The sequence below is a fragment of the Xenorhabdus anantnagensis genome, from assembly GCF_028598555.1.
Classification (GTDB): Bacteria; Pseudomonadota; Gammaproteobacteria; order Enterobacterales; family Enterobacteriaceae; genus Xenorhabdus; species Xenorhabdus anantnagensis.
The window spans coordinates 80,240-100,377 of the sequence record NZ_JAQRFN010000013.1 but is presented as its reverse complement, the minus strand read 5'-3'; the positions used below and the strand labels follow the sequence as shown (position 1 = coordinate 100,377).

Genomic DNA, 20,138 nt, shown 5'->3' with positions numbered 1-20,138 from the left:
ATAATGAATATTAAAGTATCTAACTGGTATATCTACCTGATCAGAACACGGGACGGGTTACTATATACTGGAGTTACCACAAATATATCCCGTCGATTTATGCAACATGTGGCTGGAAAAGGCGCAAAATTTCTGAGAGGAAAAGCTCCCTTGACATTGGTTTATCAAAGTCCGGTCAGAGATAAGGGAATGGCATTGAAAGTAGAATATCGCGTGAAGAAACTGAGTAAACAGCAGAAAGAGAGGCTGGTTATTGACCAGCCTCTCTGCATAACGACTTATTTAATAAAAATCGGTTTATCTGAGAAGCTTTTCACTCAATCAGAGAGTTCAGCAAAAGAAGCAATCACTCAGACAATGACCACAGGCAATCAAAATGGGCAGGATAAGTAACCCGTCCATGACAATCCCCCTGTGAAATATCAGCCAGAGTGTAGATCAGGAAGTAATCTTCACAATCAGGCCATTGACAATACAATTGATATTCGTTGGCAAGTTTAAAACCCAAACGGTGGTAGTATTCATAATCCCCCAGCACCACGACTGCTCCATAACCAAACTCGTTCAGGCTATCCAGCCCTTCATAAATCAATTTTTCACCAAGCCCATGACTACGATACTGTTCTGCTACCGCCAATGGTGCCAGGCCAACCCACTGATGATCTTCACCATTGATATCAACAGGAGCGAAACCGGCATAGCCAATCACATGGCCTTCATCGTCGGTCGCAACAATACCCAGTGTCAACAAACCATCTTCTCTTAGTTGATGAATTAACTCAGCTTCTGCCGATGTTTCAAAAGATTGGCGTAGCAAACGATCAATCCCCATAGCATCGACAGGAATTTCGACCCTGATTAACATGACGATAACGCGCGATCGTTCTGATCTGCGCCCTCTTTCTGTCCCGCTTTGATAAATTCAGCCAGACGCAATAAACCAAAGCGAAGAATGGGTGGTATAGATTCCAGTTCGATAGAATCCATAAGATTTTTCACATGTAGTCCCAATTCTGTATTTCCTTCAACTCGCAAACGACGCTGAAAAAACAATGTATCAGGATCTTCCTTACGGGCAGCAATAAGGATGAAATCGTTGAATGCCTCTCGAAATTGCCAACCAAGAAACTGCTCCTGTACCTGGCGCTGTAAAATAAAAGAAGTTGCTTTTAATGGAAAGCGCAGTAATGCAGGCCCTATCCTGCTGTATTTCCCGATCATATACCCAATGGATTTCAAGATGCGTCGTGGTGGCAAGGGAACGAATCCCCGGGAGCATAGATCACTATGTGACCGGGGTGAGTGAGCGCAGCCAACAAAGAGGCAACTTGAAAGACGAAGGGTATATATCAAGAATCGATAATAAATCCCTTATCACAAAACGTCTACAGGGCAAACATCGTCAAAAGCTATTTTTGCGGGGCTTATCCATAGCCATTGTGATGAAAACCTTCAGGCATGTTTTCTAAGGCAGCCAAACCACGCAAGCTGACGCTTTGGAAGTTATCGTTTCTTCCAAAGCGTCAGCTTTTTCCTGTAACAGAAAATCTTATAATTTAATAAAGTAGGCGTTTTTTCTGCATCTCAATGGACACCGCTCCTGTAGTACAGCGATCGACAGAATAATTATGGTGAGTTAGAGATTGAACGCTGCTCACGCATGGATGGAATAACCGAAAGTCATCATTTCATAAAGTTTAGTATTGTACGCTGCTCACGCATGGATGGAATAACCATTTGCCATACAAGGGATACAATAGCCAGAACACCAATTCCTGCACCTACCCATGTTAGTGTTTCTAATCCCCACCCTCGTACTGTAGTACCACCAATCACCGAACCCAGAACAACCCCAGCATTAAAAGCGGCAATATTCATGCCAGAAGCTATATCCATTGCATATGGTGTGTGCCTCTCCGCTAACATAAGTATCCTTGACTGCAACGGTGGAATTGCCCCATAAGTTGCCAACCCAAGTAAAGCCGTCAAACCAATCATCAGTACAGAATTGGTAAGACTGAAACTCATAGCTGCAAGCACAACTGCAATACCGACAAGAAGAATAAGTGAGGCAAGATCCATTCCCTGTCGATCTGTCAATCGACCACCCCAAACCGTACCAACAGCGGCTCCAATACCGTACGCAAGCAATACTCCACTGGCTGTTTCAACACTTACTCCTGTAATCGTCAATAATATAGGGGTAATAAATGTGTACAGGGCAAAAGAAGCGGTATAGGAAAACATCGGGACGCTTGCACCTGCCAGTAAACGTCGATCAAAAAGGATAATAAGATGACGCCAGCTAGCAGATACCTTCATAGCCTGCTCTCCGGCATCTTTTGGCATTTTGAATCCAATACCAATCGTTCCAATCAATCCACAAACAGCGATAATTAAAAATATGACATGCCAATTGAGTATACTACCTAGCCAAGTTCCTATAGGAACGCCTAAAGACATGGCAATAGTGACACCACCGAATACCCAAGCGAGGGCAGTTCCAGCACGTTCAGACGGAACCAACCGAGTCGCAACACCAGAAGCCACAGCAAAAAAAACGCCATGTGCCAGACCAGATAATAAACGTGCCACTAAAAGAATAACCAAATTTGCTGATGCGGCGGCTATTAGATTCCCAAGAGTAAATGCCAACATTGCAGTAAGAAGTAAGCGTTTTCTCGACCAATTAGATGCCAGTGCTGTCAAAATGGGTGCCCCAATCACAACGCCTAATGCATAAGCCGTCACTGTTAACCCAATACTGGTTACATCTACACCAAGATCTACTGACATCACAGATATCAGTCCAATAGTGATGAACTCTGTAAACCCTATCGCAAATGCACAAAGCGAAAATATATATATCACGAATGGCATTGAAGACTCTCCTTATACGCTAAAAATGCATCAATCTGAATTCGAGATGAGTAATCAGTATCATGCTTCCATTTAGTGCAATAAATATCCATAATGGATAAAAACTTATGATAAGGTGTCATCAATGGTACTGCGTAACCTTGAAGACTTAAGTGTATTTATCAGAATCATCGACACAGGTAGTTTTACCGCTGCTGCCCGGACTTTGGGGCTATCTCCTACAACTAGGACATTGATATTAAAATAGTTAAGCCATTCATCATCACTAATTTCAAAAATTGGCTTAGGAGAAAAAATTCCAGCATTATTAATAAGGATATCAATATCCGGAAATTTCTTATTAATTAATTCGCATCCTTCTCTTTTAATATCTGATGACAACTTTAGTATTAAACTTCCTCTAATAGAGTTTGGCCCTTTTGAGAAAGTTGTTTCAGGCATATATTTTCGTAATATTAGTGGATTACGCATTGACAGAGAGAATGAAAATAGTGAGATTTATAGCCTTAAAGGTAATAAAGATAAAATTATTGGTGACTTATTTATTATTAAATCTCCAAAAGAAAAATTTAATTACTCATTTTCGGCGATTAAACTCATACAAGACATCAATATTTCACACATAACGCTAAAAAGTTAATTGTATCTTATTTAAATGAAATTTATTGTCTATATTATAATTTAGTAATAAAAATCAGATTCTGATCAAAGATTTGAAATATGTCCAATAATTAAAGAAAAAATGGTCATGTATTTCCGGGGATTTTGCATAACTTAATGTTTTACGATTCAATCGCTTAATTCGGTTTTGTAGGGTGAGATTTTCACGCTCGATACGTTGTGTAAAATTTTTTCCGATAAGAGGCTTATTTTTCGGTAACATCTTGTAAGTTTTGAAATTGTCTATATACCAGAAAGTCCCGTTGAATCGGGATGGTTTTTTTAATAACTTCTTGAGCGTTTTCTTACTTCGTCTTCCGAAAGTATGCGCAATGATACTCTTGAGGCGAGGCTCCCAAGCATACCATAACCCATGTTGCTGCTTTTTATTTCCAACAAACTCAAATTACGAATAACAGAATTAAATGATAGTGATAAACTCTATAGTCAGATGATTTATTTTGATTATTTATTCCCTGATTAAGGGATCTGATTTAATTTAAGTGTGTTTTTCTATAATGGATTTTTTATTTTGTTATTTACAATGTGACTAATGTCAATAAATCATTTAAATTAAAAGTTGAGTTTTTTATAAAAAGAATTATAATTTAAATATCAATGCCTTATGAAATAAGTTAGCAACCTAATTTAGATTTTACTGTTAATATAGTGCGGATGGAAAAATGGAAGCCAAAGAGTGTAAAATACAAGACATTTTAACAGAAAATAAAAAATATATAATACCATCTTATCAACGTCCGTATAGTTGGACTATAGATAATGCAGAGCAACTAATAGATGATATTTATCAAAGTACTCTCTCGTCAGAGAATGAATATTTTATTGGGAGTATGATTTGTATAAATAAAGGTAATAACCAATATGAGGTTGTTGATGGGCAACAACGACTTACTACTTTAAGTATAATTGTTTCGGAACTCAAAAAACTAATACCTGTACAAGGAATTAAAGATGATCTCCAGAAGCGTATATTACCAATAGATGTTTATTCAGATGAAACAGATGAACCTAGACTTATTGTTAGAAAAAAAGAGTATGATTTATATAAATATTATATATTACAAGATTTAAAAGATTATAGACCTGAGAAACCATCTGATACGGATCTTGTGTTTATAGATAATTCAGAAGCAATAAGGAAGTATTTGGAGTGTATTTCAATTGATAACTTAAAACTATTGGCTAAATATATTTTACAAAATGTATATATAGTTTTTGTTCAAGCTGATGACTTTGCTTCATCATTTCGCCTTTTTAATGTTCTTAATAGTCGTGGTTTACCATTGACTAACGCTGATTTACTAAAAAATGCTCTTTTTGAGTCAGCATCTTTATATAAAAAGAATGCTGGTCAGATCGAATCAGCATGGTCCCAGATTGAAGATATGGTGGGTGTCAAAAGACTAGATAAATTCCTTGCTTTTCATAAGCTATCTGAGAAAAAGGATCGTGACAGGGTTTTACAAAAAGGATTTGAAGCATTTATTGATAACCTAGAGAAGCAATTTCATGGAAATGCTATTAATATGTCTTTAATGCTGGTTAACTCAGCAAAAAACTACACGAGAATATTAGAGAATGATTTTGAACATCCACAAGTTAAGCGTAGGATTGTATCTCTTACTAATCTAGCTACTGATGAATGGATCCCTCCTATAATGGCTTTTTTAAATAGAATGATGCGAACTGAAGATTTTGGTTGGAATGAATTTTCACAGTTCATCTCAGCATTTGAAAAAGTATATATGCATGGTTGGTTAAAAAAACAAATAAAAAGCAAGCGGGAAATGGTTTGTTATTCTTCTTTGGTCGCTATAAATAATGATTTATCATTTCAAGAAATAATGAATCATATTAATCAACACGCCGATAATAAAGGGTTTATTGCATCTTTGGATGCGGATTTATATGAGCCTAGGCCTAATCAGGTTAATTTGATTAAAGCTATTTTATTACGTCTAGATATGGAGCAGCAGGATGAGAGTGTTATTAAAACATATACCGGACGTATAACTATTGAACATATAATGCCTCAGACTCGAGTTAACCAATATTGGATTGAGAGATTTGATGTTAATGAGCATGCTTCATGGCTGCATAAAATTGGGAATTTAACACTAATTAGTGGAGTAAAAAATTCAGAAGCTCAAAATTCTGATTTTGATAAGAAAAAATCAATATATGAGAAACAAAATAGCAAAAGTTCTTTTGATTTAACTCGTGATGTTTGTAGAGTTAATGATTGGAATATTGAAACCCTATGTAGAAGGCATAACTATCTGAAGAAGCAATTAATTAAATTATGGCTTGTAGATTAATATTTATAATATTAATTTAGTTTGTACTTTGTTGTGGATTGATAAAACCCTAAATAATCATTGAATATACTGAATGAACCATATAGACACCAACTTGAATTGAATCGGTGTCTATATAAACTATTTAGTATTTCTCTCGAAATACCTCTGCGCCAAAGGTAATGGGTAAGCCATTTCCTTCTCTTATAGGCACGAAAGTCATCAACCAGAGCCTTCGTTTTCTGTTCACCTAAAGTTTCTTTCAAACCACGGTGTATGAATATGCTTACCACCGTTAAATATCCTTTTTATTATTTGGTAACAATATAACTTTCTTTACTACTTCCTCATTGACCACTCTTCATAGTCTTCGGTCTTACCTTTTCTAATTCTTTCAGCCATTTTAGTGGTAATTTTATTCATATTCAGTCCTTCTGTTGTGAAATTAGCAGGGATGCTTTTCAGCTCGGTTTTTCCTCTTTGTGCATATTCACAAAACGCACTCATCTCCTCAAAAAGCGCAGCAGGAACAGCATAGAATTGGATCTGATTATTGGATGAAACGGCAATAGCATCTCCTTTGGCCTCTGCTAATGCTGCACTGGGATTGGATTTAAATTTACTGATGGTTGTAGTGTAGCCGCACAGGGCTTTCTGTAACATAGAAAACCTCCGATCGGAAAAAATGTATGGCATGAAAAATATAAGGCTAAGTATAGATCTATATTTAACTCAAAATTAGTATGTTATGAAGGGCTATATCGGACTAATGATTGGTGAGTTTTCTGGAGCTGCAAATAACTGCAACTCCTCTCAAACAAAAACCTCAACCAACTACCCCAACATCCTTTCTCTTCATCATTACAAACTCACTTCCCAATACCAACCGGATAAGACTCAAACAAATACCCATCGAAATTAGGATCATCGACATCTGATAATTCAAGCAAACTCTGTTTCACATTTTCTAAATGTTGCCACATCGTTTGCTTCGCTGCTGCGGGATCTTTTTTGATCATAGCCGCCAAAATTGCCTGATGATCATTCAACCACGCTTTACGATAGTCAGTATTGGCAATTCGGCTGTGCAGTTTTATCCACATAGGATTATTCTCACGCCACGTCCAAGACTGTTTAAGTAATTCAACTAACATACTGTTATGCGTTGCCTGCGCGATGGCTAAATGAAATTCCCTATCACCGGATTCACTTTCTCCCGAAATCAGATCATTTCTCTCTTTTTCTAATGCGTTGCGCATGTTGGCAATATCGACTGGCGTCACTTGGAGCGCTGCAAACTCAGCGATATTACTTTCCAATAATTGGCGTGCTTGTAATAACTCAAAAGGCCCTGCGGCATTGATGGTTGTATCGCTTGAATAAGCGCATGGCAGGCGAATGATATAAATACCTGAGCTTTTGCGTACTTCAATGAGGTTTTCCAATTCCAATACAATTAATGCTTCACGAATAAGGGTGCGAGAAACGCCGAATTTTTCTGCAATTTCACGCTCTGTAGGCAGACGATCACCGGGAGAATAATCCATATCGATAATCATCTGGCGTAGTGATTGGGCTACTTCATGATAGGGGCGCTTGGATTCTGCAAAGTTCATCATTAATGCCGCCGTAAGGTAATAGACTTAAATGGAACGACTAAAAATGATGGTATTCTAAGACATCAATGCCAGAAATATAACCACCTATTCTTGTTACAATAGGTGGTTTTGAGAGAAAATTATTCTACTTTACGCATTCTATTTACCATTTCGAATAATTCCGGGTGTGTTTTAGCAATATTGTCATACAGGGGTTTAACTGCGTCTTGAAAGAGGGCTTTATCCACGACAATAAACTCAACACCTTGTTTTTCTGCTTTTGCACGCTCTTCCTGTTCTGATTTTTCCCAAAGTTGAATCATGTATTCTGAAGAGTTCAGTGCTGCTTTTTTTACAATCTCTTGCTGTTCAGGCGTTAATTTATTCAATGACTTGTTCGATATTAACAGCACATCAGGGATCATCGTATGCTCATCCAGCGAAAAGAATTTTGCTACTTCATTATGGCGGCTTAGCGTAAAAGAAATAATGTTGTTCTCCGCGGCATCCACAACCCCTTGTTGTAATGCGGTATAGAGTTCACCATAAGCTAATGGCGTTGGATTGCCTCCCAATCCTTTCACCATCGCAATGGCGGTTGGACTGGGTTGTACGCGAATTTTTAAACCTTTTAGATCTTCAGGCGTTTTAATCGGCTTTTTCGCATAAAAACCGCGTGCGCCTGCCTCATAGTAAGTGAGACCAATAAACCCCATGGTTTGACTTGAATCGAGGATTTCTTTACCGATATCGCTATTGATTATTTGTTGATAGTGCGTTTTATCGCGGAATAAATAGGGCAAGTTGAAAATGGCATAAGCGGGAGAGAAGGCTTCTAATTCTGCTGCATTGGACTTAGCAATATCCAAGGCGCCGTTTTGCATCAATTCAATGGATTCACGTTGGTTGCCCAATTGAGAATCAGAATAGATGCGAATACGGACTTCCCCGTTAGTTTTTTCTTTCACTTCGTTCGCGAACCGGGTCATGGCCTTATGAACAGCATGGTCTCGGTTCTGGTTATGGCTAAGTTTCAGTGTTGTTACGGCGAAAGCCTGAGATGTCCCCAGCATAAATATGATGCCAGTCGCTATGCCCGTCACAATGTTTAAAATTCGTTTGCGATTCTGCATGTTTGATTCTCCAGAGGTAAGTGTCGGTTTTTGTTATTTTCTGTGGACAACCATAATCAGATCTTACTGATTGGGCAAAAGGCAAAATTCAATTGGTCTACCTCAATCACAAAAAAATGGCATTATTGGTTAACCTTTCAGATTTGTGATCTCTCTCACCCTCTTTCAGGGAGTTATTTCTCTGTTTTTAGTGCGATCAGTATAGACTCTGCTGTCTGTGTAGACTTTAATTGGTAAACCAAAATGACAGGGATAAAATAAATGAAAAACCTTGTAGCGATTACCAATAAAAGTTTGGCATTTTTTATCATCTGCCTGCTGGCCTTTTTGGTTTTATGTGTGTCATGGCAGGTTATTTCTCGTTATGTCCTGGGTGCACCGAGCACTGAGACAGATGAATTAGCACGTTATCTGTTTATGTGGGTCGCAATGATTGGCGCTGTATATACAACGGGACAGCATCGTCATCTTGCTATCGATCTGCTGGTCATGAAATTAACCGGAGTAAAGAAAAGCATTATCGGTCTGATTATTCAGGCAGCAATAATTTCGTTCTCTTCTATTGTGCTGCTTTATGGTGGCAGCCTTCTTGTTTCATCGACACTGGAAAATGGTCAAATCACACCTGCATTAGGTTGGAAGATGGGATACATCTATTTATGTTTGCCTATTAGCGGAATATTGATGATTTTCTATGCGATGGTTGATGTGATCTCGATAGTTCAGCATTTTTCTGGTCAACCGCCAGTGGTGTCTGAGAGTCATTAATTTGTGGATACCCAATAGATTTCAAGTTGCATCGCAGCGGCAAGGGAACGAATCCCAGAAACATAGATAACTGTGTGACTGAGATTTGCCAAGTGAGCGCAGCCAACAAAGAGGCAGCTTGAAAGATGAAGGGTAGATAAGAGGTTAGAGTATGGATTGGTCTGTCATTACCGCACTCTTTGGCACATTTGCAATATTACTGGCATTGAGTGTCCCCGTTTCTTTTGCAATCGGCTTATCTTCGTTAGTCGCCATTACGATGACATTGCCGCTGGAATCTGCGATCACGGTCGTTGCGCAACGTATGGCTGCGGGAGTCGATAACTTCTCATTATTAGCGATCCCGTTCTTTATTCTTGCCGGGAATATGATGAACCAAGGTGGGATTGCGGCGCGTTTGATCAATCTGGCTAAGGTGATTGGCGGCCGTTTGCCGGGATCATTAATGCACGTCAATATTATGGCGAACATGCTTTTCGGGGCAATCTCAGGCTCGGCAGTGGCATCCGCTGCTGCGGTAGGGGGAACAATGGCGCCGATGCAGAGAAAAGAAGGATATGATCCGGAGTTGTCTGCGGCTGTAAATATCGCGTCTTGCCCTTCTGGTTTGCTGATCCCACCCAGCAATACCTTGATTGTGTACTCGTTGGTTTCGGGAGGGACATCCATTGCTGCCTTGTTCTTGGCGGGTTATATCCCCGGCATTATTATGGGAGTTTCACTCATGATTGTGTCTGCCATTATTGCCAAGAGGAAGGGCTATCCTGTTGCACCCCGGCCAACATGGAGCGAGTTTTTGGGTACAGCGTGGAAAGCCATCCCGTCATTAATGCTGATTGTGGTGATTATGGGGGGGATTATTGCGGGGATCTTCACGGCGACAGAAGCATCAGCCATTGCGGTGCTCTACAGTTTTATCCTCGCAGTGGTTATTTATCGTGAAGTCAGTTTCAAGCAACTGCCTAAAATTATTCTTGATTCAGCCGTTACCACATCGATTGTTTTACTGCTGATTGGCGTATCAATGGGGATGTCCTGGGCGATGGCCAATGCTGATCTGCCGTATCTGATTTCGGATGCGTTGATGGCGGTTTCTGATAATCCACTGACCATCCTGCTTGTCATTAATATTATCCTGCTGATTGTGGGGATCTTTATGGATATGACACCTGCCATTTTGATCTTCACGCCGATTTTCTTACCCGTTGCGATGAGCATGGGGATCGACCCTGTTCATTTTGGCATCATCATGACGTTTAATTTAGCCATTGGAATTTGTACACCTCCCGTAGGCAGTGCTTTATTCGTGGGTTGCTCTGTGGGGGAGGTGAGTATTGATAAGGTACTGAAACCGTTGCTCCCAATGTATGTTGCGCTGATCTCAGCGCTAGCGCTTGTGACTTATCTGCCGCAATTGAGTTTATGGTTACCTGAATTAGTCTTGAATTATACCCCCTCTTAAAGCGCGCTCTTTAATTGGTTGACCAAAGAGGAATTGATGATAATCGTTTCTTGGGGGTTTTATTAAATCTTAGGTGATGACTGTAGAAGTCACGGAAATACGTTCTGGTTTATAGGGGGAGTTATGAAACAAACTTGGCGTTGGTATGGGCCTGAAGATCCTATTTCATTAGCGGATATCCGTCAGGCAGGAGCCGCAGGGATTGTAACGGCATTACACCATATTCCCAATGGCGAAATCTGGCCTATCGATGAGATAGAACAACGTAAGGCACTGATTGAAACTAATCAACTTGAGTGGACAGTCGTAGAGAGTGTTCCCATTCATGAAGATATCAAAACGCAGACAGGAGATTACGAGCAATGGATCGCAAACTATCAACAAACCTTGCGTAACCTCGCTGCCTGCGGGATCAAAACAATATGCTACAACTTTATGCCTGTCCTGGATTGGACACGTACTGATCTCGAATATGAATTACCTGATGGCTCAAAAGCGTTGCGTTTTGATCAAATAGAATTTGCCGTTTTTGATATTCACATTTTGCAACGCCCTGACGCAGAAGAAGAGTATCCCGATGATGAAATTGTGCAAGCACAATCACGCTTCGCTTCAATGACAGAAGAAGAAAAACAAAAACTGACAAACACGATTATTGCTGGTCTTCCTGGTGCAGAGGAAGGCTATACCTTAGAACAACTTCGCCAACACCTAAAACGTTATACAGGCATTGATAAGGCCAAATTGCGTGAGCACTTTGCTTATTTCCTGAAAAAGATCATTCCGGTTGCGGAAGAAACCGGTATCAAAATGGCCGTTCATCCTGATGATCCCCCGCGTGAGATCTTAGGTCTGCCACGCATTGTTTCTACGATAGAGGATATGCGTTGGATGGCGGAAACGGTAGACAGCAATGCCAATGGCTATACGATGTGTACCGGATCTTATGGCGTGCGCGCGGATAATGATTTGGTGAAGATGATCAAATCATTTGGTTCCCGTCTCTATTTCCTCCACTTGCGCTCAACCCTACGGGAAGAAAACCCCTCCACGTTCCACGAAGCAGCACATCTTGCCGGTGATGTGGATATGTATGAAGTGATCAAAGCGGTTGCAGAAGAAGAACATCGCCGGTTGGCTGCGGGTGAAAATCACCTTATTCCAATGCGGCCTGATCATGGTCACCAAATACTTGATGATTTGAAAAAGAAAACAAACCCCGGCTATTCGGCAATCGGCCGCCTGAAAGGATTGGCTGAAATTCGTGGTCTTGAGTTGGGCATTCATCGTGCATTTTACCAAAAATAATTTCTGCGCTATCAGCCCTTGAACCCTGCATGGTAGTGGATGAATGTCACTCACTACCGCTTATTTGTGAGTCCGTCATGGAAAAAAATCTTGTCAATGTGGTCACTTCTGTCCCATGCCCTCGCTGGACAACCGAACGCCTGACTTCCCGTATGGTGCATTTAGGCTGTGGTGCATTTCATCGGGCGCATCAGGCGCTTTATACGCATCATGTATTAGAACAAACAGACAGTGATTGGGGATTCTGTGAAGTTAATCTGATGCTAAATGATGCTTCACTGATTGAAAATCTGAAAAAACAATCCATGCGCTATACCGTCGCAGAGAAAGGGCAGGAGGGGATCACATTAAAAATTATTGGCTCGATGAAAGAAGGGATGCACCCCTTAATCGATGGCGTTCAGGCGATTATCGAAAAAATGGCGCATCCTGATGTCGCCATCATCTCTTTGACCATCACCGAAAAAGGCTATTGTACCGATGCCGCGACAGGGCGTTTAGATCCAAATAATGTTTTGATTATTAAAGATCTTGCCAATCCCGCCGTGCCAAGATCAGCCATAGGGTATATCACCGCGGCCTTAAAATTGCGTTTTGAACGAAGCCTACCCGCGGTGACGATTTTGTCGTGCGATAACGTTCGGGAAAATGGACATGTTGCCCGCGAGGCCGTATTGAGTCTGGCGCGTTTGCAGGACGAAAACCTGGCACAGTGGATAGAAAACCAAGTGACATTTCCCTGCACGATGGTGGATCGTATTGTGCCGGCAGCCACCCCAGAAACGTTAACCGAAATTGCCCAACGGCTGGGCGTTGAAGATCCGTGTGCTATTGCCTGCGAACCTTTCCGCCAATGGGTGATTGAAGATAACTTTGTGAATGGGCGTCCAGATTGGGATCTTGCCGGTGCGCAATTTGTGGACGATGTGGCGCCATTTGAAATGATGAAATTGCGCATGTTAAATGGCGCTCATTCATTTCTGGCTTACTTGGGCTATTTGGGCGGCTATGCGCATATCTCCGATACGATGACAAATGCCGATTATCGTCGGGCAGTGTATGCACTGATGCTGAATGAACAAGCCCCGACTCTGTCGATGCCTGAAGATACCGACTTAGTGGCCTATGTGGATAACCTGATCGAACGGTTCGCTAACCCGGCGTTAAAACATCAGACATGGCAAATTGCGATGGATGGCAGCCAGAAATTGCCACAGCGCATGGTTGATTCTATTGAATGGCATCTCGTGCAGAGTAGTGACTATGGTAGAGATTACCGCCACTTAGCGCTTGGTGTAGCGGGTTGGATGCGTTATATCAGTGGTGTGGATGAACAAGGCCGACCCATTGATGTGCGTGACCCATTAAAAGCGACCTTTGCGGCGATTTTTGCCAAATATGATTATGCCAAATATGGTCATTCTGTTGCTGTGGTGGAAGAGGTGGTGAAAGCGTTACTGGCAATTGAATCGATCTTTGGTAAAAAATTGGCAAAAAACCGTGAATTTGTTGATAACGTTACCAAAGCCTACCAAAAATTATTGAAAGTTGGCGCCCGCCAAGCGATTGCGGCTCTTTAGCCATAGAGGAAATACAATAATGAAAACCTTTATGTGTGAAGATTTCCTGTTAAATAATGATGTTTCCCGCTGCCTTTATCATGATTACGCCGCATTGATGCCTATCTATGACTATCATTGTCATCTCAATCCAAAAGAGATTGCGCAAAATCGTAGTTTCCACAATCTTGGTCAAATCTGGTTGGAGGGTGATCATTATAAATGGCGGGCGATGCGTGCGGCAGGGATTGAAGAGGCACTTATTACCGATGCTGAAAGCAGTGATTACGAAAAGTACCTCGCTTGGGCGAAAACGGTTCCTCTGACGATCGGTAATCCACTGTATCATTGGTCACATCTGGAATTGCGACGCCCATTTGGTATGAGAGGCAAATTATTTGGGCCTGACACCGCAGAGGCTATCTGGCATGAGGCGAACGAGAAACTCTCTCAGCCTGAATTTTCTGCCCGTGGCATTATGCAGCAAATGCAGGTACGAATGGCAGGAACAACGGATGATCCCATTGATTCTCTCGAATATCATCAACAGATAGCAAAAGATAAAGACTTTACTATCCAAGTATTACCAAGCTGGCGTCCGGACAAAATCTTCAAAATTGAGTTGTCGGGTTTTTGTGACTATCTCGAACGATTAGGGGAAGCCGCAGATGTCGTTATCGGGTGTTTTACGGATTTATTGAAGGCATTAGAGCAGCGTCTCGAACACTTTCAGGATCACGGTTGTGTGGCATCGGATCATGGTATTGAACATGTACGTTATGCACCGATCCCCAGTGAAAACGTGTTAGATATCATTTTGCAAAAGCGCAGACAAGGGCAATTACTCAGTGAATTAGAAATAGCACAATTCACAACTGCGGTGCTGGTTTGGTTAGGAAAGCAGTACTCAAAACGTGGCTGGGTCATGCAAATGCATATTGGTGCTTTGCGCAATAACAACACGCGGATGTTTAATCTGTTAGGGCCAGACAGCGGTTTTGATTCCATTGGGGATAATCATATCGCTTACCCATTATCGCGCTTGCTGGATGAGATGGATAAAACCGATGAGTTACCGAAGACTATTCTTTATTGCTTAAACCCCCGTGATAATGAAGTGATCGCGACTATGATTGGCAACTTTCAGGGCGGAACTACCGGGGGCAAAATCCAATTTGGATCGGGCTGGTGGTTTAACGATCAAAAAGACGGTATGCAGCGTCAATTAGAGCAACTCTCCCAATTAGGGTTATTAAGCCAGTTTGTCGGTATGCTGACAGATTCACGCAGTTTCTTATCCTATACCCGTCATGAATATTTTCGGCGCATTCTCTGCAATATGCTGGGGAACGGAGTCGAAAATGGCGAAATCCCCCATGATGAAAAAATGCTGGGGCAGATAGTTCAGGATATCTGCTTCAATAATGCTGAACGTTATTTTCAGGCTATGGAGGGTTAAAGGATGCAGGTTCAGAAAATTGCTCTGATTGGCGAATGTATGATTGAGCTGAATGGCATCCCATTTGGTGCCATGACACAAAACTATGGCGGTGATGTGCTGAACAGCGCGGTCTATCTGGCTCGCGCTGGAGGCGATATGTTTGATGTCCATTTCGTCACGGTGATGGGAACGGACTCTTTGAGTGAAGGCATGATCTCACGCTGGCAGCAAGAAGGCATTAATACTTCGTTAGTGTTACGTGATAACGCGCGTCAGCCCGGTTTATACCTGATCCAACTTGATGAAAAAGGTGAACGTACATTTCTTTACTGGCGCAATAACTCAGCAGCGCGTTATCTCTTGCAGCATGCTGATTACCCCCTATTGCGCCAGCGATTGCAGAACATGGATGTGCTCTATCTCAGCGGGATCAGTCTGGCGATTTTGCCGGAAAATGATCGCCAACGGCTGCTCATTGATTTGAAACAGTTATCTTCTGACGGGAAAGTGATTTTCTTTGACAGTAATTATCGTCCGGCCTTATGGGAAAATGAAACGCAAGCTCGTGCGTGTTATCAGCAAATGTATGCCATCACTGATATTGCGTTAGTCACTGACGATGATGAAACGAGCCTCTGGGGAGATACTTCAACTGAGGAAAGTTTTCATCGCCTGAAAAGAATGGGGGTTAAACAAGCCATTATCAAAGCGGGTGAACGGGGCTGTTTTTATCGTGACTTAAGCGGTTGCAAGGCCACACAACCTATTAAGACCCAACCTGTGACACCTGTCATTGATACCACTTCGGCAGGCGATGCTTTTAATGCGGGTTTTATCGCGGGGCGGTTAAATGGGAAATCCATTCATGATGCCGCATTAATGGGGCATCAGCTCGCCGGGAGGGTGATACAGCATAAAGGGGCAATTATTCCGCAGGCAGCGACCCAAGGGGTTATCGCGCGTTTTTTAAAGTCGAACGAAATCGGAGAGAATGAAAATGCAAGAGATGATGATACGTTTGCGTCAGATTAAAATCGTGCCTGTGATAGCCATTGAAGAGGCCAGAGATATCATTCCCCTTGGTCACGCATTAGCAGATAACGGCCTGCCTATTGCTGAAATCACGTTTCGTACCGAGCGTGCCGCCGAAGCGATTAACCTGCTGAAGGCTGAACGGCCAGATATGCTGATCGGTGCAGGAACCGTGCTTCACAGTGAACAGGTTCGTCAGGCAAAAGCGGCAGGGGCAGAGTTTGTCGTCTCTCCGGGGCTTAACCCAAATACTGTACAGGCATGCCGGCAAACCGGTATCCCGATCATTCCCGGTGTGAATAACGCCAGCACAATTGAACAAGCGCTGGAATTAGGCATCGATTTTGTCAAATTCTTCCCTGCTGAACCATCGGGTGGCACGGTGATGATTAAAGCGCTACTGGCACCGTACCCACAGTTACAAGTCATGCCGACAGGTGGGATCAGTGTGAAGAACATTCGCGATTATCTTGCTATCCCACAAATTGTGGCATGTGGTGGATCATGGATGGTTAGCGCACAGTTGATCCAAGATAAAGAGTGGAAAAAGATAGGTAAATTGGCACGAGAGGCGGCTGAGTTAGTGAATGCCTGCTGAGGTGATAATTTCTTTATGATTTTTACCTGAGTTTATATCTCTCTGATACGTTGAGTGTAACGCTTGGCTGGTCACATGACATTTCCCGGTTAATGTCTTTTCTGCCAGCCACTGGTCATATATTAAGTTTTTAAGTGAAAATAAAATAAATTAAAAATGATTGAAAGCATCCGGTAGTAAATTATTTTCAAGCGATTAAATTGGGTTCAAGATAGTGTGCAATGTTACCATTTGTGAAATGATAATAAAAAATGACATATTGTTATTGTTTCAGCTTTCAATTTGGGCTTACTGCGTTTATCATGCGCGCTTCGTAATTTCAACCGGCGCCACTGGCTTTGAGCTTTAGCGGAGAAATGATGCTTCCTGCTAGCTGACACAGTCTTTTCCCGTGGCGGTTCTATCTGCATTATTCCAAGGGATAGATGATAGCATAAATGACTGAGAATACCTCTCTGACACCACTTGTTGAATTGAAAGCCTTGAATAAGGGCTTCGACGGCAAACAAGTTATTTCACAGCTTGATCTGACAATCAATGATGGCGAGTTCCTGACCATTCTGGGGCCATCCGGTTGTGGCAAAACCACAGTACTCCGTTTGATTGCCGGGCTAGAAGATGCTGATTGTGGCAAAATTTTACTGGAAGGGCAGGATATTACCGATATTCCCGCCGAGCACCGTCACGTCAATACGGTTTTCCAGAGTTATGCCCTGTTCCCCCACATGACCGTATTTGAAAACGTCGCTTTTGGACTTCGAATGCAGAAGACACCGGAAAAAGAGATTGCTCCGCGTGTTGAAGAAGCATTGCGCATGGTTCAGCTTGAAGAGTTTGCCCAGCGTAAACCTGCTCAGCTTTCCGGCGGCCAGCAGCAACGTGTGGCGATTGCCCGTGCGGTAATCAATAAACCCAAAGTCCTGCTGCTGGATGAATCACTGTCCGCGCTCGATTACAAATTGCGCAAGCAGATGCAAAATGAGCTGAAGGCGCTCCAGCGTAAGCTCGGCATCACCTTTATCTTCGTTACCCATGATCAGGAAGAGGCTCTGGTAATGTCAGACCGCATCGTGGTTATGCGCGACGGACGCATTGAACAGGATGGTTCTCCGCGTGAGATTTACGAAGAGCCGAAAAACCTGTTTGTTGCCCGCTTTATCGGCGAAATCAATATCTTTGATGCTGAAGTATTGCAGCGTATTGATGAGCAGCGGATACGCGCCAATGTCGAAGGCCATGAATGTGATATTTTCACTTCGTTGCCCGTGACGGTCGGGCAAACGCTGAAAGTATTGCTGCGCCCGGAAGACCTGCGCGTCGAAGAGATCAACAACGGTGAGCAAGTATCGGGCCTGATTGGTTATGTCCGTGAGCGTAACTACAAGGGCATGACGCTGGATTCAGTGGTCGAAATGGAAAATGGCAAGATGGTCATGGTGAGTGAGTTCTTTAACGAAGATGATCCTGATGTTGACCATTCCCTGAACCAGAAAATTGCCGTGACTTGGGTAGAAAGCTGGGAGGTTGTGCTGGTCGATGAAGAAGACGCGTAAGCTATTCCAGAATATCGTCATTACGGGCATCGTCGCTTGGCTGATGCTGTTCGTCTTTTTGCCGAATCTGATGATTATCGGAACCAGCTTCCTGACCCGTGATGATGCCAATTTAGTGAAGATGGTATTCTCGCTGGATAACTATACCCGATTGTTCGATCCACTGTACGCCGAGGTGTTGCTGCATTCGCTGAATATGGCGATTGTGGCGACGCTGTGTTGTCTGTTGATTGGCTATCCATTCGCTTTTTTCCTGGCACGTATGCCGCAGAAACTGCGCCCACTCATGCTATTCCTGCTGATCGTACCGTTCTGGACGAACTCGTTAATCCGTATTTATGGCTTGAAGATGTTCCTCAGTACCCGCGGATATTTGAATGATTTTCTGCTGTGGGTGGGGATTGTTGATAAACCGTTGCGCATTATGTATACCCCCGAAGCGGTTGTATTGGGGCTGGTTTATATCCTGCTGCCGTTTATGGTGATGCCGCTCTATTCCAGCATTGAGAAACTGGATAAACCCTGTCTGGAAGCGGCGCGCGATTTAGGGGCAGGGAAATTGCAGACGTTTATCCGCATCATTGTGCCACTCACCATGCCGGGCATTATCGCCGGTTGTTTGCTGGTATTGCTGCCAGCGATGGGGCTGTTCTACGTGGCTGACTTGATGGGCGGAGCAAAGAACCTGCTGATCGGTAATGTGATTAAGAGCCAATTCCTCAGCATCCGTGACTGGCCGTTTGGGGCGGCGACCAGCATCTGTCTGACGCTGGTAATGGGGCTGATGTTGCTGGTTTACTATCGTGCGGCTAAGCTATTGAACAAGAAGGTGGAACTGGAATGATCAGACGCCTGTTGCGCGGTGGCTTCATGACCATCGTTTATGCTTACCTGTATATTCCGATTATCATTCTGCTGGTAAGTTCGTTTAACCAATCACGTTTTGGTATTAAATGGCAGGGTTTTACCACTGAATGGTACAGTTTACTGTTTTCCAACGACAGCCTGCTTCAAGCGGCAGGTCACTCTCTGACGATGGCGGTAGCCTCCGCCACGTTTGCGACCTTGATTGGCTCTTTAACTGCGGTGGCGTTGTATCGTTACTCGTTCCGTGGCAAAAAATTCGTTGGCGGTATGCTGTTTGTGGTGATGATGTCGCCGGATATCGTGATGGCGATTTCCTTGCTGGTGCTGTTTATGCTGCTCGGCATCTCACTGGGGTTCTGGTCACTGCTGTTTTCGCATATCACCTTCTGCCTGCCGTTTGTGGTTGTCACGGTTTACTCCCGCCTGAAAGACTTCGATGTCAAAATGCTGGAAGCAGCACGTGATTTGGGAGCAAGTGAACTGACCATCCTGCGAAAAATCATTCTGCCGTTGGCGATGCCAGCAGTCATGGCGAGTTGGTTACTGAGTTTTACCCTGTCGATGGATGATGTGGTTGTTTCCTCATTTGTGACGGGGCCGAGCTATGAAATCCTGCCACTTAAGATCTATTCAATGGTAAAAGTAGGAATTTCGCCGGAAGTGAACGCATTGGCAACGATTTTGTTACTTATGTCGTTGGTTTTGGTGATGATTAGCCAATTTGTAATGCGTGATCGCATGGGTAAGTCTTAATCTTCTTTTAAGCGTGGTTGTAGGTTGACCACGCTTTTGCTCTATTAAAAATAGAATTTTTCCCCGATTAACCAAAATTTCTTTCGTAACCGTCTATTCAGCAAGAAACAAGTCACTTTACCCCATGAAACGTCGCTTTTATAATAGCCGTTTTTTGGGGGGTAGGTTCATGCAGAGCCTATATACGATACTGACGCACTAACTGTGT

Annotated in this window: 18 protein-coding genes and 4 pseudogenes; 14 read left to right on the top strand and 8 right to left on the bottom strand. The window is 42.7% G+C overall.

Going from position 1 to position 20,138, the window contains the following annotated elements:
* Positions 1-3: 3 nt before the first annotated feature.
* Positions 4-288, top strand: a pseudogene (locus PSI14_RS11825) (GIY-YIG nuclease family protein); the annotation flags it as partial.
* A gap of 58 nt (positions 289-346) precedes the next feature.
* Here the strand turns inward: PSI14_RS11825 and PSI14_RS11820 are convergent.
* The 3 genes from PSI14_RS11820 to PSI14_RS11810 form a co-directional block, all read right to left on the bottom strand.
* Positions 347-865, bottom strand: a complete 519-nt coding sequence (locus tag PSI14_RS11820) for a GNAT family N-acetyltransferase (RefSeq protein ID WP_273576075.1) — start codon at positions 863-865, stop codon at positions 347-349.
* A complete protein-coding gene (gene ubiT / locus PSI14_RS11815; protein WP_273576094.1) occupies positions 859-1,221 on the bottom strand; it encodes a ubiquinone anaerobic biosynthesis accessory factor UbiT in 363 nt (120 codons plus the stop codon). The genes PSI14_RS11820 and ubiT overlap by 7 nt, the downstream gene beginning before the upstream one ends.
* 462 nt (positions 1,222-1,683) lie before the next feature.
* A complete protein-coding gene (locus PSI14_RS11810; RefSeq protein ID WP_273576074.1) occupies positions 1,684-2,880 on the bottom strand; it encodes an MFS transporter in 1,197 nt (398 codons plus the stop codon).
* Between the two features lie 124 nt (positions 2,881-3,004).
* Between PSI14_RS11810 and PSI14_RS20215 the strand changes: the two genes are divergently transcribed.
* Positions 3,005-3,127, top strand: coding sequence for a helix-turn-helix domain-containing protein (locus PSI14_RS20215; protein WP_370688850.1), 123 nt, complete (start codon positions 3,005-3,007; stop codon positions 3,125-3,127).
* Between the two features lie 38 nt (positions 3,128-3,165).
* On the opposite strand, the pseudogene PSI14_RS20210 reads toward PSI14_RS20215, so the two are convergent.
* A pseudogene (locus tag PSI14_RS20210) lies at positions 3,166-3,321 on the bottom strand (hypothetical protein); the annotation flags it as partial.
* Positions 3,322-3,574: 253 nt separating this feature from the next.
* Positions 3,575-3,946, bottom strand: a pseudogene (locus PSI14_RS20205) (IS1 family transposase); the annotation flags it as partial.
* Positions 3,947-4,223: 277 nt separating this feature from the next.
* On the opposite strand from PSI14_RS20205, the pseudogene PSI14_RS11800 reads away from it, so the two are divergent.
* Positions 4,224-4,820: pseudogene (locus PSI14_RS11800) on the top strand (DUF262 domain-containing protein); the annotation flags it as partial.
* A 126-nt stretch (positions 4,821-4,946) separates the two neighbouring features.
* Positions 4,947-5,879, top strand: coding sequence for an HNH endonuclease family protein (locus tag PSI14_RS20050; protein ID WP_306309279.1), 933 nt, complete (start codon positions 4,947-4,949; stop codon positions 5,877-5,879).
* Positions 5,880-6,197: 318 nt separating this feature from the next.
* Here PSI14_RS20050 and PSI14_RS11790 read toward each other — a convergent pair whose 3' ends face one another.
* The 3 genes from PSI14_RS11790 to PSI14_RS11780 form a co-directional block, all read right to left on the bottom strand.
* Positions 6,198-6,521 carry an antitoxin of toxin-antitoxin stability system gene (locus PSI14_RS11790; RefSeq protein ID WP_273576072.1) on the bottom strand — a complete coding sequence of 108 codons (324 nt, stop codon included), beginning with the start codon at positions 6,519-6,521 and terminating at the stop codon, positions 6,198-6,200.
* A gap of 206 nt (positions 6,522-6,727) precedes the next feature.
* On the bottom strand, positions 6,728-7,477 hold the full coding sequence (locus PSI14_RS11785; protein ID WP_273576071.1) for an FCD domain-containing protein: 750 nt from the start codon (positions 7,475-7,477) through the stop codon (positions 6,728-6,730).
* A 119-nt stretch (positions 7,478-7,596) separates the two neighbouring features.
* Positions 7,597-8,589, bottom strand: a complete 993-nt coding sequence (locus PSI14_RS11780) for a TRAP transporter substrate-binding protein (protein WP_273576070.1) — start codon at positions 8,587-8,589, stop codon at positions 7,597-7,599.
* Between the two features lie 261 nt (positions 8,590-8,850).
* On the opposite strand from PSI14_RS11780, the gene PSI14_RS11775 reads away from it, so the two are divergent.
* From PSI14_RS11775 to potC, 10 genes are all read left to right on the top strand, one after another.
* Entirely contained in the window at positions 8,851-9,357 is a 507-nt protein-coding gene (locus PSI14_RS11775; RefSeq protein ID WP_273576069.1) for a TRAP transporter small permease, read from the top strand.
* Between the two features lie 151 nt (positions 9,358-9,508).
* A complete protein-coding gene (locus PSI14_RS11770; protein WP_273576068.1) occupies positions 9,509-10,819 on the top strand; it encodes a TRAP transporter large permease in 1,311 nt (436 codons plus the stop codon).
* A gap of 123 nt (positions 10,820-10,942) precedes the next feature.
* Positions 10,943-12,127 carry a mannonate dehydratase gene (gene uxuA, locus PSI14_RS11765; protein WP_273576067.1) on the top strand — a complete coding sequence of 395 codons (1,185 nt, stop codon included), beginning with the start codon at positions 10,943-10,945 and terminating at the stop codon, positions 12,125-12,127.
* A gap of 77 nt (positions 12,128-12,204) precedes the next feature.
* The gene (locus PSI14_RS11760) at positions 12,205-13,707 is read left to right on the top strand and encodes a fructuronate reductase (protein WP_273576066.1); all 1,503 of its coding nucleotides are present in this window, start codon (positions 12,205-12,207) and stop codon (positions 13,705-13,707) included.
* A 19-nt stretch (positions 13,708-13,726) separates the two neighbouring features.
* Positions 13,727-15,145 carry a glucuronate isomerase gene (gene uxaC / locus PSI14_RS11755; protein WP_273576065.1) on the top strand — a complete coding sequence of 473 codons (1,419 nt, stop codon included), beginning with the start codon at positions 13,727-13,729 and terminating at the stop codon, positions 15,143-15,145.
* A 3-nt stretch (positions 15,146-15,148) separates the two neighbouring features.
* Complete coding sequence (locus PSI14_RS11750) at positions 15,149-16,159, top strand: sugar kinase (RefSeq protein WP_273576064.1); 1,011 nt, start codon at positions 15,149-15,151, stop codon at positions 16,157-16,159.
* On the top strand, positions 16,125-16,757 hold the full coding sequence (locus PSI14_RS11745) for a bifunctional 4-hydroxy-2-oxoglutarate aldolase/2-dehydro-3-deoxy-phosphogluconate aldolase (protein WP_273576063.1): 633 nt from the start codon (positions 16,125-16,127) through the stop codon (positions 16,755-16,757). Before PSI14_RS11750 ends, PSI14_RS11745 begins: the two co-directional genes overlap by 35 nt.
* A 437-nt stretch (positions 16,758-17,194) precedes the next feature.
* A complete protein-coding gene (gene potA / locus PSI14_RS11740; protein WP_273576062.1) occupies positions 17,195-18,310 on the top strand; it encodes a spermidine/putrescine ABC transporter ATP-binding protein PotA in 1,116 nt (371 codons plus the stop codon).
* Positions 18,294-19,154, top strand: a complete 861-nt coding sequence (potB, locus tag PSI14_RS11735) for a spermidine/putrescine ABC transporter permease PotB (RefSeq protein ID WP_273576061.1) — start codon at positions 18,294-18,296, stop codon at positions 19,152-19,154. The genes potA and potB overlap by 17 nt, the downstream gene beginning before the upstream one ends.
* Positions 19,151-19,930 (top strand): spermidine/putrescine ABC transporter permease PotC, encoded by a 780-nt coding sequence (gene potC / locus PSI14_RS11730; RefSeq protein ID WP_273576060.1) that lies wholly within the window; start codon positions 19,151-19,153, stop codon positions 19,928-19,930. The genes potB and potC overlap by 4 nt, the downstream gene beginning before the upstream one ends.
* Positions 19,931-20,138: the final 208 nt, after the last annotated feature.

Bases quoted from the DNA above. Each gene is read 5' to 3' on its own strand.
- PSI14_RS11820 (WP_273576075.1), bottom strand. From the start codon at position 865: ATGTTAATCAGGGTCGAAATTCCTGTCGATGCTATGGGGATTGATCGT.
- ubiT (WP_273576094.1), bottom strand. From the start codon at position 1,221: ATGATCGGGAAATACAGCAGGATAGGGCCTGCATTACTGCGCTTTCCA.
- PSI14_RS11810 (WP_273576074.1), bottom strand. From the start codon at position 2,880: ATGCCATTCGTGATATATATATTTTCGCTTTGTGCATTTGCGATAGGG.
- PSI14_RS20215 (WP_370688850.1), top strand. From the start codon at position 3,005: ATGGTACTGCGTAACCTTGAAGACTTAAGTGTATTTATCAGAATCATC.
- PSI14_RS20050 (WP_306309279.1), top strand. From the start codon at position 4,947: ATGGTGGGTGTCAAAAGACTAGATAAATTCCTTGCTTTTCATAAGCTA.
- PSI14_RS11790 (WP_273576072.1), bottom strand. From the start codon at position 6,521: ATGTTACAGAAAGCCCTGTGCGGCTACACTACAACCATCAGTAAATTT.
- PSI14_RS11785 (WP_273576071.1), bottom strand. From the start codon at position 7,477: ATGATGAACTTTGCAGAATCCAAGCGCCCCTATCATGAAGTAGCCCAA.
- PSI14_RS11780 (WP_273576070.1), bottom strand. From the start codon at position 8,589: ATGCAGAATCGCAAACGAATTTTAAACATTGTGACGGGCATAGCGACT.
- PSI14_RS11775 (WP_273576069.1), top strand. From the start codon at position 8,851: ATGAAAAACCTTGTAGCGATTACCAATAAAAGTTTGGCATTTTTTATC.
- PSI14_RS11770 (WP_273576068.1), top strand. From the start codon at position 9,509: ATGGATTGGTCTGTCATTACCGCACTCTTTGGCACATTTGCAATATTA.
- uxuA (WP_273576067.1), top strand. From the start codon at position 10,943: ATGAAACAAACTTGGCGTTGGTATGGGCCTGAAGATCCTATTTCATTA.
- PSI14_RS11760 (WP_273576066.1), top strand. From the start codon at position 12,205: ATGGAAAAAAATCTTGTCAATGTGGTCACTTCTGTCCCATGCCCTCGC.
- uxaC (WP_273576065.1), top strand. From the start codon at position 13,727: ATGAAAACCTTTATGTGTGAAGATTTCCTGTTAAATAATGATGTTTCC.
- PSI14_RS11750 (WP_273576064.1), top strand. From the start codon at position 15,149: ATGCAGGTTCAGAAAATTGCTCTGATTGGCGAATGTATGATTGAGCTG.
- PSI14_RS11745 (WP_273576063.1), top strand. From the start codon at position 16,125: ATGCAAGAGATGATGATACGTTTGCGTCAGATTAAAATCGTGCCTGTG.
- potA (WP_273576062.1), top strand. From the start codon at position 17,195: ATGACTGAGAATACCTCTCTGACACCACTTGTTGAATTGAAAGCCTTG.
- potB (WP_273576061.1), top strand. From the start codon at position 18,294: ATGAAGAAGACGCGTAAGCTATTCCAGAATATCGTCATTACGGGCATC.
- potC (WP_273576060.1), top strand. From the start codon at position 19,151: ATGATCAGACGCCTGTTGCGCGGTGGCTTCATGACCATCGTTTATGCT.